Here is a 17,378-nt window from a genome sequence, read left to right as displayed (position 1 = left end):
GCCGCCGCCCTTGACATGCATTCCGTTCCCGCTTATACTGCAAGAAAGGGAGGCCGGAATAATCCGCCCTCCCGCAATATATTATTTTTGCTCTGTTTTACACCATGCTTCGGACTTTACACAAATTTTGGGACAGACCCTTTTTTCTTGCTATACCTTTTATTTCTGCGTTACCCATGGAAACTCCTAATGCCGCGAAAAATAATACTTCTTGGATAAAGACACACAGCTTACAGTTCCTTACTGAACTCACGCATTTTTTCGAGATTCTTTTCGAGATATTTCTTAACAGCACGTTCTACAACCAATGTTTTGTTTTGCCCCGATATCTGACAGAATTCTTCGAGCTTTTCAAATATCTCTCTATCAAATTTACAAGCAAAATTTTTTGCATCCTTCTTTTGCCTCGGCATCGCTATCCCTCCAGTCTGTCACCGTAGGGAAGTGACTTAATGTAGTCCTCCATAAACTGCCAGTCTGGATTGCCATCTGCGTCAACAGGAAGCTTGATGAAAGTCTCAGGAATATGGGTCTTCCACTTTCGCCCGAATGAGTATTTAGGTCTCTCCTGTGAGAGAATAGTAGCTAAAAACAACCCTGTATAAGGATTGAGATGTTCGTCATTGTATCCGAGCATTAAATTAACAGTTCCAAGGAAATCACTTTCCATATAGTTGGCAAATCCGACAGAGCCTTCACCATCACAAATCATGATGACACAGTTCCCTTTGCTACGTTTATTTGGAACATTAGCACACATCTGCATGACACCATTGTTGTCTTTCTTTGCACCAAGATAAGGCAAATCATCACCTTCATCTAAATCCGATGCATTAGATATTTTTCCAGGCTCAATAATCGTGAAAATGTCAGTTACAGGAAACTCTTTCCATTCCGTCACCTTCAATTCAGGCACCTGTCCAGCCTTATTCTTTGTGGTCAACGGATTATGATGGAGCGACTTGATATAATCCTCCATGAACTGCCAGTCGGGGATGTAACCTTCATCTGACCATTTGCAGGAAACGTCTATAATAGGCGAACCGTCAGTATTATGCTGAACGGGCAATTTAATCCAATCGCCAAGATACTTGTCTTCTGTAACCTTACGCCCGTAGGTATATTTAATTCTGTTTGCTGTTAAAACAGACTGCAAGAATACATACACCTCTGTAGATGCAACATCATCTTCCAAAAGCAATATCTTGGCAGAATCTCCGACAACACATCCATGAATCTGGAAAGATACAAAGCCAGCAGAACCACTCCTTGCAACTGTTAGGCAGGGTTTTTCAGAAAGCGTATATCCCATCCGCTTACAGTATTGCAGATTTATATAACCCATCACACCGTTGTTTTCCTCGCCACTTTGAACTGCAATAAAATCACCTGGATTTTCTGCTATTTCGTCCTGTGTGATACCCTTTCCATTCTGCAAAACAAATAACCGCCCAATCTGAAACGGCTTCCAATCCTGTATATCAAGCCTCATAAATCTTGCCCTCCTTCAACAGGTATGCAAGATAGTTGTTCAGCGTCTGCTGAAAATCAGCCTCGGACAGCTTGCTGTAATCGGTCTTCATATAGGCTTCGCAAAGCCACTCGTCATTACCGGAGACAGCCTGAACTGCCGACATGCCGTCTTTTGCCGTCCTATTTCTGTATAAATCAAGCCACTCTTCCTCAATCTGCTTCCATATGCTGTTGTTGTCCTTGTCGAACTGCTCGATACGTCCAAGATTCTTCTTTTTCTTGTGACCATCTTCTTTATAATAGCCAAAGAACGTCTTCGGAATCGTTCCGTCAGCCATTACATGCGGTCTGCCAAGCGTAAATACCATGCAGCACGCGGAAGCGGACGCGCCGGGATAGAAAACCTCGTTCGGAAGCGTAAATACTGCGTCCAGTGTATTTTCTTCCAATAATTCTTTCTTCATATCGGACACAAAACTGCTTGTTCCGATTGCAGCCGCAACGGGAAGAAGTATCGCCGCCTTTACTTCCTTTTGGGGTTGTCCGACACTCATGCGGTCTTTGTTCATCTTCGCCACGACGTCAGAGATAAACTTCAGAAAGACCATACCCTTCGTCGGGTCTTCCTTCGCGTCCGATTTCCAGCCTGTCTTATAGGACATAGGTATAGTAATCGGCTTGGCATTATACGGCGGATTCATTAGGATTATATCGGGGTCTGCCTTCCTGAAAAAGTCTTCGCTATCAAACAGGCTGGCGTGTTTTATATTGGAATTGCCGTCGCCATGAATGAGCATATTTGTTGTGGAAAGGCCATATGCCTTTTCTTCAATTTCAACGCCGTAAATATGCTCTTTGGCGACCACCTCACGCATCTTTTGCTTTTCGGCCTCGGTAGCTCTCTGGCGGCCGCAGTCCACAAGTTCAAGCACCATAGCCTGCACAAGGAAAGACCCCGAACCGCAAGCGCCGTCAAAAACACGTTTTGTCCTGTCAACGCCGGTCACGCGGCACATAAAGTTCGTAATGTGATCAGGAGTAAACGCCTGATTCTTATCGGCTTTTCCCGTGTATTTATTAAAGGCGATAAAAAACAGATTTAAGATGTCCTGCCCTTCCGAACTGTCCTCATTGATGTACTTATAAATATTGCCCACAATCTCGTCCAGAACCTCTATCCAGTCAACTTGAGCCAGCTTTTTGACCTTTTGATCCTCGATAACATTCTTCTGGAGCAATGCAATTTTCAAGGCTTTATTATCGGACCCGTCAAGAAGATTGGAAAGCGTATCTTCTATACCGCTTCTGATCTGATTGGGACTTAACCCACCCCAATAGCTTTTCAGTTTTTGACGGTTTTCATCCGAAATCACCGTAATGCCTTGCTTTTTTAACACGTCACGGAGATATAAAAGCGTAGTACCGACAAACTGACTGCGCAGTTTTTCGTCAATATCCTTGCGGTGGAGTGTCTCATTGAGAGCATATGTGTTTTTAAGAACCGCTTCACGGTTGTTCTGCCTGTTTATCTCAAACAGACTTACATAATGCTCCATTGTATCGAGAACGGTTTCGTCTTTTAAAAGATGGTCGTCGTCCATTTCAGACTTCCATACCTTAATCTTATCGTTATTTGTATTCGCAAGAATACAAATAATTTTCCTGGAATAATGAAGCTTACGTTCTTCGAGCAGATACTCCCGAAGCTGCTTTTCATCGGATTTTGTAAAATTCTGCTTCGTTTCAACAAGAACGACAACGCCGTTATGCTCAAAACGTATATCAAGCTTAAAGTGCTCCGGCTCATACCCGATGGCCTGAATCAACTTTTCCTTTGAGCCTGCCGCCTGGACATAAGAATACTCGCCGCCCTCGATATTCGAAGTCTTATATTCATTTCCTATACGATTACACATTGATACTCTATCCATTTACAACTCGACCTTTCAGCATACTGATTTCATTTTAATAACAGTATAATATAAAAGACATGACTTTTCAATATATATAATGTTACGTCATGACGATTTATATAAAAAACAAGGGCCGTTCCATATCGGAACGACCCTCTTACTATCTACTTCTCTTTTTGGCTTATCTTAATGATACTGTCAAAAAAGGCCTTCTCTTTTTAATTTCGCATTATTTTTAGAAAAAATTACTCAACCGTTACCTTCTTCATCTTCTGATCCTGAAGGGGCTTGTCGTTTCTTCCGGTGGGCTCTGCCACAATCTCGTCTGCCACCTCTATGCCCTCTATCACCTTGCCGAATGCGGCGTATTCGCCGTCAAGATGCGGAGCGTCTGCCACCATGATGAAGAACTGGCTTCCCGCGGAGTCGGGCTCCATGGTGCGCGCCATCGAGATAACGCCCTTTGTATGCTTTAAGTCGTTCTTAAAGCCGTTTGACGCAAACTCGCCCTTTATCGTCCAGCCGGGGCCGCCGTAGCCCATGCCTAAGGGGCATCCGCCCTGAATCATAAAGCCCTTTATGCAGCGATGAAAGATAAGGCCGTCGTAAAAGCCGTCGCGCACGAGCTTTACGAAATTATCTACCGTAACGGGCGCGATATCGGGGTAAAGCTCTATCTTCATCTTTTTGCCGTTTTCCATTTCAATAGTTACTATCGGATTTGCCATGTCGTTCTCCTTTATATTATGTATTTTTTATATATTGCCCTTTATTTCAAATAAAGCTCCTCGACTTCGTGCTTCTTCGGGCGGCGCATAAGGTCGTCTATTACCGCCTTGGGGTCGCAGTTTTCGTATAATACGCTGTAAGCCGCATTTGTTATCGGAAGCTCCACTCCCGTTTTCTTTCCGAGATCGTAGGCCGCTTTCGTGGTAGTATATCCCTCTACCACCATATTTACCTTCTCTATCGCTTCCTTTGCCGAGAGACCCTCGCCTATAAGTATGCCCGCCCTTCTGTTGCGCGAATGCATACTCGTGCAGGTGACTATAAGGTCGCCTATGCCGGTAAGACCCGAAAAAGTCTCAAGCTTTGCGCCGAGCGCAACTCCCAGGCGCGCCATCTCCGCTATGCCCCGCGTCATAAGCGCCGCCTTCGTGTTGTCGCCGTAGCCCATGCCGTCGCATATGCCGGCGCAGAGCGCTATCACGTTCTTTAAAGCCGCGCCGTACTCCGCTCCCGCCATATCGTCGGAGGTGTAAAGTCTGAAATGAGGATTCATGAAAGTATCCTGTACCTTCTTTGCAACTTCTATATCGTCAGACGAGACGACGCAGGCCGTAGGCACGTTTCTGGCAACCTCCTCTGCGTGGGACGGGCCGCACAAAACGGCGAACTTTTTAGGAGCGAGCACTTCCCTTATCACCTCGGACATACGGTAAAGCGTGCCCTGCTCAAGCCCTTTTGCAATATTTACTACTATCGTATCGTCCGACACGCGGCCGCGTATCGTATCGCACACCTTGCGCATACCTACAGAGGGCACGGCGATAACGAGAAATTCACAGCCGCAAAGACAGTCAAGTGAAGACGTAAGCTCTATATTCTCGGGAAAAACGATGCCGGGAAGCAGCTTTTTATGCTCGCGGTCGCGCTTTAACACCTCTATCTCCTCCGGGAAAAATGACCACACCTTAACGTCGTGACCGTTTCGGGCAAGCATTATGGCAACGGCGCTTCCCCAGCCGCCGCATCCAAGCACAGTTACCTTTGCCATTTTTTCATCTCCTTATGCTTTACTTAGATGATTTGAACGATATTTTCTTCTCCTCGCCGCGAATGAGCCTTTTTACGTTCTCGCGGTGCAGTATCAAAACGAATACGAACATCGCCGCCGCTATAACGGTGAATATGGGCTCTTTTGTAAAGAACCATACGAAAAACGGGAACGCGAGGAACGCCGAAAGCGAGGATACCGAAACGATGCGCGTTATCGCAAAAATGAGGAAGAACACGCCGACGGCGGGAAATCCCGCTATAGGACACGCAAACGCCATCACCGCCACCCCCGTGGCAACGGCTTTTCCGCCTCGGAATTTGAAAAACACGGGGAACACATGGCCGACCATGCAGGCAATGCCGCCTATCCACGGGCCGTAAACGGGAACCAGAAGCCCGCCCAGCAGCACCGCGGCCAGGCATTTTAATATATCGCCGACGAGCACGGCAAGCGCCGCCTTCTTTCCCAATACTCTAAGCGTATTTGTGGTGCCCGCGTTGCCGCTTCCGTAGTCGCGCACGTCTTTATTCGCAACGAATTTGCCTATCACGAGCGAAAAGCTTATGCTTCCCAAAAGATATCCTATTACGATCGTAAGAACTATCCGCCAAATACCCTCCGGCATAACGTCATCTTCTCCCCGTTTGAAAATTTTCTCTTACTTGCCGCTTTTGTCGCCGCGTTCGCGCACTATAAAGCGAATGGGCGTGCCCACCATCCCGAAGACCTCGCGTATCTGATTTTCGATATAACGCTGATACGAAAAATGGAACAGATCGGCGCGGTTGCAAAACGCCACGAACGTAGGCGGCTTTGTTGCCGTCTGAGTCATATAAAGTATTTTTAGGCGCTTGCCCTTGTCAGTAGGCGGCTGCACTCTCGCCATCGCCTCGTGGAGTATGTCGTTTAACATTCCCGTGCTTATACGCATGGAGTTCTGCTCCGATACGTATTTTAGCACAGAGAACAGCTTTCCCACTCTCTGTCCCGTTTTTGCGGAAACGAACATTATCGGCGCATACTGCATAAAACTCAACACGTCCATAACGTCCTTTTTGAATTCGTTCATCGTATTGGTGTCCTTTTCAACAAGGTCCCACTTGTTTACTACGATGACCGACGCCTTGCCCTTTTCGTGCGCAAATCCCGCTATTTTTGCGTCCTGCTCCGTAACTCCTTCTTTTGCGTCTATCACTATCATGCATACGTCGCTTCGCTCAACGGCCATATATGCCCTAAGAACGCTGTATTTTTCTATCGACTCGTCCACCTTGCTCTTTCGGCGTATGCCCGCCGTGTCGATGAACATGAACCTGCCCTCTTCGCATTCAAAGAGCGTGTCGATAGCGTCGCGCGTCGTTCCCGCTATGGGAGACACGATAACTCTGTCTTCTTTTAATATGGCGTTGATTATGGAAGACTTGCCCGCATTGGGCTTTCCAATAACGGCTATCTTTATTACCTCGTTTTCCTCTTCGCTTTCGTCTTCTGAAGGAAAATGCTCGAACACCGCGTCGAGTAAGTCTCCCGTGCCAAGGCCGTGTATCGAGGAAACGGGATACGGATCGCCAAGCCCCAGATTATAAAACTCATACGCCTCCGCCGGCATCTGCCCCACCGAATCGACCTTGTTTACACACAGCACTATGGGCTTGTTTGATCTTAGCAGCATCTGCGCCACGTCCTGATCCGAGGCCGTCATTCCCGTTTTTATGTCAACCAAAAATATTATCACATCGGCCGACTCAATGGCGATCTTTGCCTGCTCGCGCATTTTTTTAAGTATCATATCGTCGGCTCCGGGCTCTATGCCGCCCGTATCTATCATAATGAATTCGCGTCCGCGCCACGACGTCTCGGCATATATGCGGTCGCGTGTAACGCCCGGCGTATCCTCAACTATGGATATGCGCCGCCCTGCAAGCTTATTAAAAAGCGTGGACTTGCCCACGTTGGGGCGTCCTACAAGCGCTACTATCGGTTTTGCCATTTTTGATTTCCTTTCACAAAAAAGTCGAAAAATCTGCCGCCGTCGTTCTCTATGGGAACGAACGGCGCGCCGAGCTTTTCGGAAAGCTCGTCTGTAGTTACGTCGTCGAGCAGCACATTTGTGCCGCTTCTTAACATATTGCTAGTAAACAGCACGGCTTCGCCCAAAGGTATCCCCCGAAGCTGCTTTAAAATATCGCAGCCGCATATAAGGCCCGACACGGTTATCGTCGTGCCGAAAAACTCGTTGTCTATCTTTCTTACATCAATACTTAAATTATGCCATCTTTTCGTAAGCTCGTCAACAAGGCCGCACAAAAACGCATATACGTCGGCTCCGCATATTATCGTATAAGCGCCGCTTTTCATCTCGGCGTCGCCAGCGGACAAAAGCGCCGCGTAAAACTCGTCTCTAAACGACGCGATCATCCCCACGCCGTTCTCTATCTGCAAAAACTCCTCGTAATGCGAGGCTGGCGGTATCTCGCGCTGCGCCTTTATATAAAACTCGTCGGCGGCGAAAAACATGCGCGTGCCAAGCTTTTCTTTGCATTCGTCGGAAAAAGCCTCTATTATATCGAGCACGGCGGCGGCGCGCTCCCTGTCGTAACCCTCAAGCGGAAAAAGCCCCTCGCGGTGCTTTGTAATGCCGACGGGAACGCAGGATACGCTTTTAAGCGCGGGATACAGAGCGCGAAGGTCGCTCATCGTCTTTTTTAACGCCTCGCCGTCGTTTATGCCCGGGCATAGGACTATCTGCGCATTCATGGGAAGCTCGGCTTCGGCAATGCGCCTCATGTATCCCATAAGCTTGCCCGCGTGTCTGTTGTTTAGCATCTTCGCGCGAAGCTCGGGGTCGGTAGTATGGACCGAAATGTTTATCGGGCTTATCCTTTGAGATATTATCCTCGTTATGTCGTCGTCGCCTATATTCGTAAGCGTTACGTAATTTCCCGTAAGAAAAGAAAGGCGCGTATCGTCGTCCTTAAAATAAAGCGTGTCGCGCATACCGGGGGGCAGCTGGTCGATAAAGCAGAATATGCATTTGTTGTGGCACGAGCGCGGCTTGTCCATAAGATACGTTTCGAACTCAAGCCCTATATCGCCGCCACGCCTGTTTACCACGCGGACGCTCCGCATACGTCCGTCTGGGCCTTCCACCTCCAGGTGGAGATGGCGCTCGGCAGTATAAAAGCGGTAATCGAGCACGTCTCTTATCTTTTTGCCGTTTACCGAAACAAGCGACTCCCCGGGCATTATACGCGCCCTTGCAGCCGGCGTGCCGGGCGTCACCCTCGCAATTTTAAAGGACACGAAAAAACCTCCCATCAGAAAAAAAGAGGAGGACTTTTTATCCTCCTCATTTTTGTTTTACGCCTCGGAAGTCTTTAAGATCTGTCTTCCGTTGTAGTATCCGCAGTTGGAGCAAGCCTTATGCGGAGCCTTTATCTCCTGACACTGAGGACATTTTGACATGCCCGGCAAATCGAGCTTCCAATTTGCACGTCTTTTATCTCTTCTTGCTTTTGAGACCTTCCTCTTCGGTACTGCCATACCGAACACCTCCCTTTATAGAAATCATTATTATTTGCTTATTTATCGTTATCCAAAAGCTCTTTAAGCTTTAAAAGCCTCGGATCGACTTCATGTTTATCGCACCCGCATTCGCCCTCGTTAAGGTCGCGGCCACATTTTGGGCAAAGGCCCCTGCAGTCCTCGCGGCAGAGCACCTTCATTGGAAGCTGCATGACCAAAAGACTCAACACAAGCTCGTTCACATCGAGCCTGCCCGACGAATCAATGACCACCGCGTCCGCGTCCAAAAGAAAACCGCCCTCGTCGTCGACCTTTACAATGCTTTCAAAGTCGAACGACACAGTGCCGTGTACCTCTTTAAGGCAGCGCGCGCATTCGGATAAATACTCGCACTCGCATTTAAGCGAAAGAGTTACGCAGTCCATAAGGTTTTTAAACTTGACAAAAAACCTCGCGCCCGACGGAAAGGTCATCGCCGTATCTTCCGACAGTGCGCCGACGTCTACGACGCCGCTTTCCTCAAGCGTGCTTTCGGACTCTTTTAATACTTTCGTAAGATCTATAAGCAAGTGCGTTCACTCCCGATTTTAGGGTGACAAAATGTCACGCATGATATTATACTATCAAACATTGCGCTTGTCAATGAAAAATACGCCAAAACTTTCTGTTTTATTTGCGCCCGGGAAGGTAAAACATAACAATAAAGGCGCGTTTCCAAAACTGTATAAATAACGCGCTCATCGTTTTTCGCTATTTGTTTAATATGCGTATTGCCCGACGCGGCGCAGCTGTATTAAAATGGTAGTATATTATAATTATAATGCTTATTGATATGATAATATCATACTTGCGCATTCATTTGGGAGGTTTTTTTATGAAATATCCGAATCTTTTTAAGAAAGGCAAAATAGGAAACGTTGTGATAAAGAACCGCGTAGTTATGACGGCGATGGGCAACGCCGAGTCTAACGGCGACGGCACGATAACGCGCGAATATATAGACTACGTTACGGCGCGCGCAAAGGGCGGCCTCGGTCTTTTCATCACGGGCGTTATAAAGATAGACGAGGAATACGGCCGCGGCGACCCGTTCCACATTTCCGCAGACGACGACAAGCAGATATTGTCGTGGCGCCGTCTTTGCGACAGCCTGCATAAATACGACACGAAAATATTCGCCCAGCTCTGGCATCCCGGCCGCCAGACGCGCTCTAAGATGATAGGCGGCAGACAGGTAGTATCCTCGGGCAACGTGCCGGACAGCATTTTCACCGATATACCGCGCCCGCTCACAGTTGAGGAAATAAAGGCGCTCGTTTGGAAGTTTTCCGACGCCGCATTCCGCGTTAAGCGCGCGGGCGTTGACGGCGTAGAGCTTCACGCCGCTCATTCGTATCTTCTTCATCAGTTCGTCTCGCCCTCGATAAACAACCGTACCGACGAATACGGCGGCAGCTTTGAGAACCGTATGCGCATCATAAAGGAGATCGTGGACGCGATACGCGAAAAGTGCGGACCCGATTTCCCCGTTTCCGTGCGTATAAGCGCAACGGAGAACATAAGTTACGGCTACGAATTAGACTACGGCATCAAGATAGCCGAGTATCTCGACAAGGTGTGCCATGTCGATCTTATAAACGTAAGCAACGGCGTTGCCGAATCGAGCCAGACGATACAGGAGCCGCCCACCTTCCCGCAGGGCTGGAAGATAGACAACGGCCGCCAGATAAAGAAGCACGTAAGCGTACCGGTCGTTGCTACGAGCCAGATACGCGAGCCCCGATATGCCGACAGCCTCATCGCCGAGGGCGCCGTTGATTTCGTGGCGGTAACGCGCGGTCATCTGGCCGACCCCGAATGGTGCAACAAGGCAAGACGCGGCGAAGATCTCGCCATTCGCCCCTGCATCTCCTGCCTCTACTGCTTCACCGGCTCCATGAACGGCATAGGCATACGCTGCGCCGTAAATCCCGTAACGATGCGCGAGGCCGAGCTTTCGCGCCCCGAAAAGACGGGCGACGGACGACTCGTTGCAGTTATAGGCGGCGGACCGGCAGGCCTTGAAGCCTCCCGCGTGCTTGCCGAAAGGAATTTCAAGGTAGTTCTCTTTGAGAAGAGCGACCGTCTCGGCGGCGCTTTGAATCTTGCAAACAAGCCGCTTCACAAGGAGCGCATTGACTGGCTTATAGACAACATGACTTATCAGGTAAAGAAGGCGGGCGTTGATATTAGGCTCAACACCGCGCCCACGATAGGCGACTTAAAGGCGCTCGACCCCTACGCCGTATTCGTGACTACCGGCTGCAAGCCGCTCTTTATCCCCTTCCCCGGCTTTGACAAGCCTCACGTTCACTCCGTAGTCGATTATCTTAAGGGTAACGTGGACTTTGAGAACAAAAAGATCGCCGTTATAGGCGGCGGCACTACGGGCTGCGAAACGGCCGAGAAGCTTGCCGCAGTAGGAAAGAACAAGGTCACGATTGTAGAGATGCGCGAGGATATCGGCCTCGATATGTTCCGTCTGCCGCGCCGCGACTTCATGATGCGCCTCGACGCTCTGAACGTTGAGAAGATGACCGGCGTAAAATTAAAGGAAATAACCGACACGGGGATAATCTGCGAAAACATTAAGACCGGCGAAACGGTAAGCGCCGACTTCGACGTTGTTATCATGGCGCTTGGCTTCGCGCCGGAGAATTCTTTGGTCGAGGAGATAGAGCGCGAGTTCGACAACGTAAGAGTTTTGGGAGACGCCGTAAAGGTAAGAAAGATATCCGACGCCGTCTTCGAGGGTTATACGAGAGCGTTTGTGCTTGAATGATATTTCGGTATTTTTAAAGAAAAAAACGGCCTGCTTTGCGGCGGGCCGTATTTTTTTGTCACGTTTTGTCATGTTTTATGCCCTACATTATTGAAAAGTGTCACGCTTTATGGTAAAATACATCTGAAAGCGAGGAATCTTTATGTATTCTACTTTAGGAGAAAAGCTTGACTTTCTTATGAGGCTTACAAGTACGTCAAACAGCTCGCTTGCGCGCGCGCTTAACTTCGACCCCTCGTATATAAGCCGCATACGCAGCGGGAAACGAGGTCTGCCGAAAAATCAGCCGTTCGCGCAGCCTGCCGCCGTATTTTTTACAAAAGCCATAACTGAGCGTTATCAGAAAAAAACGCTTTATGAAGCGCTGGGACGCCGCGAATTTGCCGACGCGGACAAAGAGGAAACGCAAACTCTTATAGCAGAATGGCTTTCGGGCTCTCAGGACAACAAAAACAGCCATGTAGGAAAATTTCTTGCAAGCTTCGGCGATCTCGATCTGACTGTTCCGAAATTGAGCCGTATCCGCGTTTCGGAGGCTGAAAAAGCCTCGAACGCCGAGTTTTTTTACGGCAATGCCGGAAAAAGAAAGGCCGTGGAAAAGTTCTTGACTACGCTCTGTGCGTCGGGCGAACCGCATACGCTGCTTCTTTACTCCGACGAGGATATGAACTGGCTTTACGAAAGCCCCGCGTTCGTAAAGAGATGGGCTGCTCTGCTTGCACAGCTTCTCTCTGCGGGATCAAAGATAAAAATAATACATACGATAAGCAGAAACATAGGAGAAATGCTTGAATCCATTGAAAAATGGGTGCCCATCTATTTTTCCGGCGCAATAGAGCCGTATTACTGCCCCAAGGTGCGAGACGGCATACACAGCCGCAGCCGTTTTATAGCCGAGGGACACAGCGCGCTCATTTCAAGCAATACGGGCAATGCTGCCGGCGCGCTCAATATACTCATAAACGACAGTGAAGCCGTTTCGGCTTTAGAGGGCGAATTTAACGCGTTTCTCTCGATATGTCTGCCGCTTATGCGCGTATATACCGAAAAAAACACAAAGGCGCTCACTTCTTCGATCTCGGCCTTTCACAAACAAGAGGGTGATATTATCCTTGCGCACAGCGACCCGTCATTTTTCACCCTGCCCGACAGCGCGTTAAAAAGGCTTGCGGGTCTTCCCGGCGGAAGCTCGCTTTCGCGCATCTACAGGCGCTCAAGGTCGTTTTATACGTCAAATATAAAAAACGGCCGTTTTGTTACCGATATCCTGCGTCTGCCGCCTGTTGAAAGAATAAAGGCCGGCGCCATAGCGCTGCCTCTCAGCAGGGTGATAACGGGAGAGACTGTATATCTTACCTGCGAAGAATATCTTGAGCATCTCGACTATATGATATATCTTTTCGGCGAGTATAAGAACTATAAGGTAATGATAAGCGATGAAATATCTGAGAATATAAATATATGCGTAAAGCCCGCCTTCGGCGTATTTCTTTATCACTCGGCGTCGCCTTTTGCCGTTTTTGAACTGAGCGAGCCGAATCTTACGGCTTCATTTGAGGAATACTTAGTGCGCTCCGGGGGAGACGCCCTAAGTCGCGAGAATACGCAAAGAAAGCTAATTCGTCACAAAAAGGCCGTTATGAAGCTTTTGAAGCGCTAGGCCGCACGCCGCTTTCTCCAATTCAAATAGCCCAAAAAATTTATAACGACAAATACGGCGTTCACAAAAATAAGCGGCAGTCCCGCAAAGCTTTCCGAAAGCGAAAGCATCCACATGGCTATTATGCAGAGATTATTCGCCATCCAAAAGAAGAACTGTTCTATCATGCGTCCGGCCGAGAGCATAACGGCTATCGCAGAGCAGACCGTGGCCGCCGCGCCCCAAAACGGCGCGGCGTTTCCCAAAAAAGTGAGCGCGTATCCGTAGATCGCGGCGGCCGCCGCGCCCAAAACGACATACAGCGCCAATTTGCGCTTCTCAAGCGACTCAGGCTCTATCGCGTCGTCCTCTCCTTTTTTCGAACGTCCCCAATTTATAAATCCATATATCTGCATCGGCACCATATAGAAAAGGTCTATAAATATCTCGCTGTAAAACCTGTTTTTGAACGCGGATATGCAGTAAAGCGCCATTCCCGCGCTTGAGATAAGAAACCACATGCGCGAGCGCTTGGAGTTTAAAACTACTCCCGTAAGAAAAAGCACCGAGGCGAAAAACTCCAAATATCCGTCTCGGCTTATAATAAGGCTCACAAATGCAAGCGCATATCCCGCTATGTATATTACGGCCTCATGCGGCCTTATGCTCTTAATTATTCGCTCAAGCTCTTTCATCTTGCCTTTAAATGCTCGCCCGCGAAAGCGTCGAACGCTTTGTTTCGGGCTGTAAAATGTATGAGGTATCCGCTTTCGGTGCGCTTTATCACCTTTGCGAAGACCTCTTCAAAAACGGTCCTCCCGTTCTCTGTTTTTTTCAGTCTCAAATTATCCATAGGGTGAAGCTGCGCGTTTATGTCTATTTCGGCCTCAATAGCCGAAAGCTTTGTAAATTCGCCGCTTAAAGTCTCAGGGGCAATATACTTTTCTCTCAAAATATTCGCCTCGAACGCTGCGGGCGTTATAAGGCGGCGAAGAACGGGCCTGTCTTCACGACGGCACGATACGTTGTAGGGCGCGCCGAGCCCGTCGATGCTGTAAAGAGTTATCGGCTGCTTTACTCCCTTGGGCGAGACTGTTATCGTATCGTCAACATGCGCGGGCGCGTCAAGGCTTTTATATGTGTCGGGCGACACGAGTATCTGGCCGCCGACGCTGTAGCTTTCTATGCGTCCGCATAAATTCACGTGGCGTCCCACAACGCCGTACTTCATGCGCCGGTAAGATCCGATGTTGCCTACTATCATCTCGCCCGTGTTTATGCCTATGCCCATCTCCAAAGACGGATAGCCATGCTCTGCGTTGTAAGCGTTCACGCGCGCCATCGCGCACTGCATCTCTACGGCGCAGGCGACGGCCCTCTGTGCGTGGTCGTCCGAAGCGTAGGGCGCGCCGAATATGGCAAAAACAGAGTCGCCTATAAATTCGATTATAGTGCCGCCACGCTTTGATATTATGTCAACCATAGCGCCGAGATATGCGTTAAGCATCGAAAGCACGTCCTCCGGCTTCATATCTTCGCTTAATGCGGTAAAGCCGCGAAGGTCGCTCATAAGCACGGTGATACGGCACTTTTTCCCGCCCAAATTAAGCCCCTTGGGATTTTCCAAAAGGCTTTTTACAACGTCGTCCGAGAGGTAGCGTCCGAACGTGTCGGCTATGAGCTTGTTTCTCGCCTCAAGCTGACGGTTGAGCTCATTTATGTAAACCATTGCGCTTTCCTTCGCGCTCGCAGTTCTTAGGGGCTCCAGCATAAACACGGCTCCGCCGCCGCCGCTTTCCTGCGAGGCGGAAACGTACAGGCGAAAGTCGCCGTAAGTCACAACGCGCTTTGAAAACGACAGCCCCAAGAAGAGCGCATCACGAAGCGCCGCAAAAAAGCCGCCCTCGCCGTCGCCGGGGAACGCATCCGAAAATGCGCGCCCCAAAAGGCGGTCTTCGTCCGCGTCCAAAAGGGCGCACGCCTCGCCGTTTACATATTCTATTATGCCGTCGGCGCCTATGTACATCACGCCGCACGGCATATTTTTAAGTATATTTATGCATAAAGATTGATCGTCTTTCATATCGCTTTTGGCTAAAACATCATTCCGTTATACGATTCGCCGAAATAGCCGTTGCCTACGTATATCTCCTCGCCCGTGTCCTTATCTACGATAGTCGCCGACTGAACGTACATATCGGAATACTTCTTAAGGCGTTCTCTAAGGCCTTTTTTCTTTATGTGGTCGGTTTCCTCCATGCTTTCGGAGATAGTTCTGCATGCCTCCATGAACTCTACCGTAAGCGCGCGCAGCCGCTTTGAAAGATTTGTCATGATCTCCGCCGCTATCTGCGGATGCTCGCCTATGAACTGGTGGAACGTATCGCCGTCTATCGAGGTAAGAAGCGCGTCCTCGGTCACGGCGGCCGTTGCGGAGCGCGGCATATTGTCGATGAGCGCCATTTCGCCGAAATAATCGCCCGTTTCTATCTCGGCAAGCAGTCTTTGGCGCGGTGTACCGTACTCTATATAGATCCCTATTTTTCCCGAATTTATATAGTACATCTCCCCGCCTTTATCTCCCTGTCTGAATATTATATCGCCTTTTTTGAACTCAAGCTCCTTCATAAATCGCACCTCCCGCGCCTGATATATCGCCGTCTCGGGCATTATCCGTATATATGTATTATAACACATCGTTTTTTTGTTTAAAACAAAAAACTGAAATTTTTCCTGCCGTAAGGCGCGCCGATATTTTTTTTGGGGAAATTCGACGCAATAATGCTTTTTTACTTCCGTTTTTGAAAATAGGTGGTATAATTGTTTTTAGACGGTTTTCGGTCTGAATATTTATTAAGGAGAGATGCATAATGAAAAAATGGACGAAGGTAACGGCCCTTGTGCTTGCAATTGCGGTTTTGTTGTCGTTTGGCATGGTATCGCTTGCCGCTGACGACGACGCGGCGGCAGGCAGCGGCGAAGAGGCAAGCCGCGTAGTTATCCACCCCGATATAATGTCTGACGGCGGCGATACGGCGGCTTCCGACGGCGAGGAGGCAAGCAGCGGCGCGGCAGCTTCAGACGATGCGGCAGCGGTTGGCGGCACGGCTTCGGCAGGCGGCACGGCAGCTTCGGACGATACGGCGGCTCCTACGGATACGCCCGAGGTCATCGCGGCGCCCATAGACACGGGGATCGCGGAATTCGAGGACGTAGCGGCAGATCATCCGGCTTATATCTACATAATGGATATAAAGGCCCGCGGCATAGCAAAGGGCATGACCGAGACGACCTTCGGCCCCGAAGAAAACCTCACCCGCGCTCAGTTCGTTACGTTCCTCGGCCGTCTTTCCGATGTTGACACGGCGGCTTATACCGAAAGCGCGTTCGAGGACGTTGATACCGGTTCGTGGTACGGCGGATACGTTGAGTGGGCAAAAGAGATCGGCGTTACCAACGGCACTACGGAGACGACCTTCACGCCCGACGCAAATATAACGCGCGAGCAGATGGCCGCTATGGTATATCGCTATGTTGAGTATCGCGAAATAGAGCTTGCGGTCACCGATTACGCGCAGTCCGCTATAATAGCCGACATAGACGACGCCAGCCCCTACGCCGTGGATGCAATAGACGCGCTTGTGGCAAATATGATAATGTCGCTCGGAGAGGATCAGAATTTCCGTCCGAAGGACGACGCGACGCGCGCTGAAATGGCTCAGGCCATTGCTCTCATAGCGTCTTACACCGACGCCATTGCCGACGACGCGGCTTCCGACGACGCGGCTTCCGACGATGCTGCGGCTTCCGATGCGGCGGCTTCCGATGACGCGGCTGCTTCCGATGATGCAGCGGCTTCCGATGCGGCGGCTTAAAGCTACGACATAACAACAGACAAAAAGGCGGGATCATCCGTGCGTAAATGTGCGGACGCCCGTCTTTTTTGCGCCTTTTTTTATGAAGTCGGATTTTTTATTGAAATGCGGCTTTGTTTCATATAAAATATATTTTATATAAGTATAAATAAAGGTGCTCGCTCCCATTGTCATTAGGAGGCCTTCTTCCCTGTCATTATGAGGCCTTCTCTCACTGTCACTGTCGAGGAGCGAAGCGACGAAGAATCTTTATTCAGAAAGATCCTTCGCTGCGCTGCGCTCCGCTCAGGATGACAAATGGGGGGCGCTCAGGATGACAAATGGGGGGCGCTCAGGATGACAAATGGGGGGC

The 17,378-nt window shown here is 49.3% G+C and carries 16 protein-coding genes; 3 read left to right on the top strand and 13 right to left on the bottom strand.

Going from position 1 to position 17,378, the window contains the following annotated elements:
• Positions 1 to 230 precede the first annotated feature (230 nt).
• The 10 genes from IJG50_02175 to IJG50_02130 all read right to left on the bottom strand — a co-directional run bounded on the left by IJG50_02175 (position 231) and on the right by IJG50_02130 (position 9,260).
• Positions 231 to 413 (bottom strand): hypothetical protein, encoded by a 183-nt coding sequence (locus tag IJG50_02175; protein ID MBQ3378654.1) that lies wholly within the window; start codon positions 411 to 413, stop codon positions 231 to 233.
• 2 nt (positions 414 to 415) lie between these two features.
• Positions 416 to 1,492: a restriction endonuclease subunit S gene (locus tag IJG50_02170; GenBank protein MBQ3378653.1), complete on the bottom strand. Its 1,077-nt coding sequence runs from the start codon at positions 1,490 to 1,492 to the stop codon at positions 416 to 418.
• A complete protein-coding gene (locus IJG50_02165; protein MBQ3378652.1) occupies positions 1,482 to 3,404 on the bottom strand; it encodes an N-6 DNA methylase in 1,923 nt (640 codons plus the stop codon). Before IJG50_02165 ends, IJG50_02170 begins: the two co-directional genes overlap by 11 nt.
• Before the next feature lie 227 nt (positions 3,405 to 3,631).
• Positions 3,632 to 4,114 carry a peptidylprolyl isomerase gene (locus tag IJG50_02160; protein MBQ3378651.1) on the bottom strand — a complete coding sequence of 161 codons (483 nt, stop codon included), beginning with the start codon at positions 4,112 to 4,114 and terminating at the stop codon, positions 3,632 to 3,634.
• Between the two features lie 41 nt (positions 4,115 to 4,155).
• Positions 4,156 to 5,163: an NAD(P)H-dependent glycerol-3-phosphate dehydrogenase gene (locus IJG50_02155; GenBank protein MBQ3378650.1), complete on the bottom strand. Its 1,008-nt coding sequence runs from the start codon at positions 5,161 to 5,163 to the stop codon at positions 4,156 to 4,158.
• 19 nt (positions 5,164 to 5,182) lie between these two features.
• The gene (gene plsY, locus IJG50_02150) at positions 5,183 to 5,791 is read right to left on the bottom strand and encodes a glycerol-3-phosphate 1-O-acyltransferase PlsY (protein ID MBQ3378649.1); all 609 of its coding nucleotides are present in this window, start codon (positions 5,789 to 5,791) and stop codon (positions 5,183 to 5,185) included.
• Positions 5,792 to 5,824: 33 nt separating this feature from the next.
• The gene (gene der / locus IJG50_02145) at positions 5,825 to 7,156 is read right to left on the bottom strand and encodes a ribosome biogenesis GTPase Der (protein MBQ3378648.1); all 1,332 of its coding nucleotides are present in this window, start codon (positions 7,154 to 7,156) and stop codon (positions 5,825 to 5,827) included.
• A complete protein-coding gene (locus IJG50_02140) occupies positions 7,141 to 8,469 on the bottom strand; it encodes a DUF512 domain-containing protein (protein MBQ3378647.1) in 1,329 nt (442 codons plus the stop codon). The genes der and IJG50_02140 overlap by 16 nt, the downstream gene beginning before the upstream one ends.
• Before the next feature lie 57 nt (positions 8,470 to 8,526).
• Positions 8,527 to 8,709 (bottom strand): 50S ribosomal protein L32, encoded by a 183-nt coding sequence (gene rpmF, locus IJG50_02135; GenBank protein MBQ3378646.1) that lies wholly within the window; start codon positions 8,707 to 8,709, stop codon positions 8,527 to 8,529.
• A gap of 38 nt (positions 8,710 to 8,747) precedes the next feature.
• Positions 8,748 to 9,260 carry a DUF177 domain-containing protein gene (locus IJG50_02130; GenBank protein ID MBQ3378645.1) on the bottom strand — a complete coding sequence of 171 codons (513 nt, stop codon included), beginning with the start codon at positions 9,258 to 9,260 and terminating at the stop codon, positions 8,748 to 8,750.
• Between the two features lie 305 nt (positions 9,261 to 9,565).
• On the opposite strand from IJG50_02130, the gene IJG50_02125 reads away from it, so the two are divergent.
• Positions 9,566 to 11,512: an FAD-dependent oxidoreductase gene (locus tag IJG50_02125; protein ID MBQ3378644.1), complete on the top strand. Its 1,947-nt coding sequence runs from the start codon at positions 9,566 to 9,568 to the stop codon at positions 11,510 to 11,512.
• Between the two features lie 142 nt (positions 11,513 to 11,654).
• A complete protein-coding gene (locus tag IJG50_02120; GenBank protein ID MBQ3378643.1) occupies positions 11,655 to 13,172 on the top strand; it encodes a hypothetical protein in 1,518 nt (505 codons plus the stop codon).
• Here the strand turns inward: IJG50_02120 and IJG50_02115 are convergent.
• From IJG50_02115 to IJG50_02105, 3 genes are read right to left on the bottom strand one after another with little or no spacing between them, the layout of a single operon-like run.
• Positions 13,169 to 13,846, bottom strand: a complete 678-nt coding sequence (locus tag IJG50_02115; protein MBQ3378642.1) for a nicotinamide mononucleotide transporter — start codon at positions 13,844 to 13,846, stop codon at positions 13,169 to 13,171. The genes IJG50_02120 and IJG50_02115 overlap by 4 nt on opposite strands.
• On the bottom strand, positions 13,843 to 15,234 hold the full coding sequence (locus IJG50_02110; GenBank protein MBQ3378641.1) for a PAS domain-containing protein: 1,392 nt from the start codon (positions 15,232 to 15,234) through the stop codon (positions 13,843 to 13,845). The genes IJG50_02115 and IJG50_02110 overlap by 4 nt, the downstream gene beginning before the upstream one ends.
• Before the next feature lie 11 nt (positions 15,235 to 15,245).
• Positions 15,246 to 15,779, bottom strand: a complete 534-nt coding sequence (locus IJG50_02105; GenBank protein ID MBQ3378640.1) for a cyclic nucleotide-binding domain-containing protein — start codon at positions 15,777 to 15,779, stop codon at positions 15,246 to 15,248.
• A gap of 242 nt (positions 15,780 to 16,021) precedes the next feature.
• Between IJG50_02105 and IJG50_02100 the strand changes: the two genes are divergently transcribed.
• Entirely contained in the window at positions 16,022 to 17,026 is a 1,005-nt protein-coding gene (locus tag IJG50_02100; protein MBQ3378639.1) for an S-layer homology domain-containing protein, read from the top strand.
• Positions 17,027 to 17,378: the final 352 nt, after the last annotated feature.

This window comes from Clostridia bacterium, assembly GCA_017405765.1.
GTDB lineage: Bacteria > Bacillota > Clostridia > Oscillospirales > RGIG577 > RGIG577.
The sequence above is the reverse complement of the archived record's forward strand: the minus strand, read 5'-3'. Positions and strand labels throughout refer to the sequence as shown.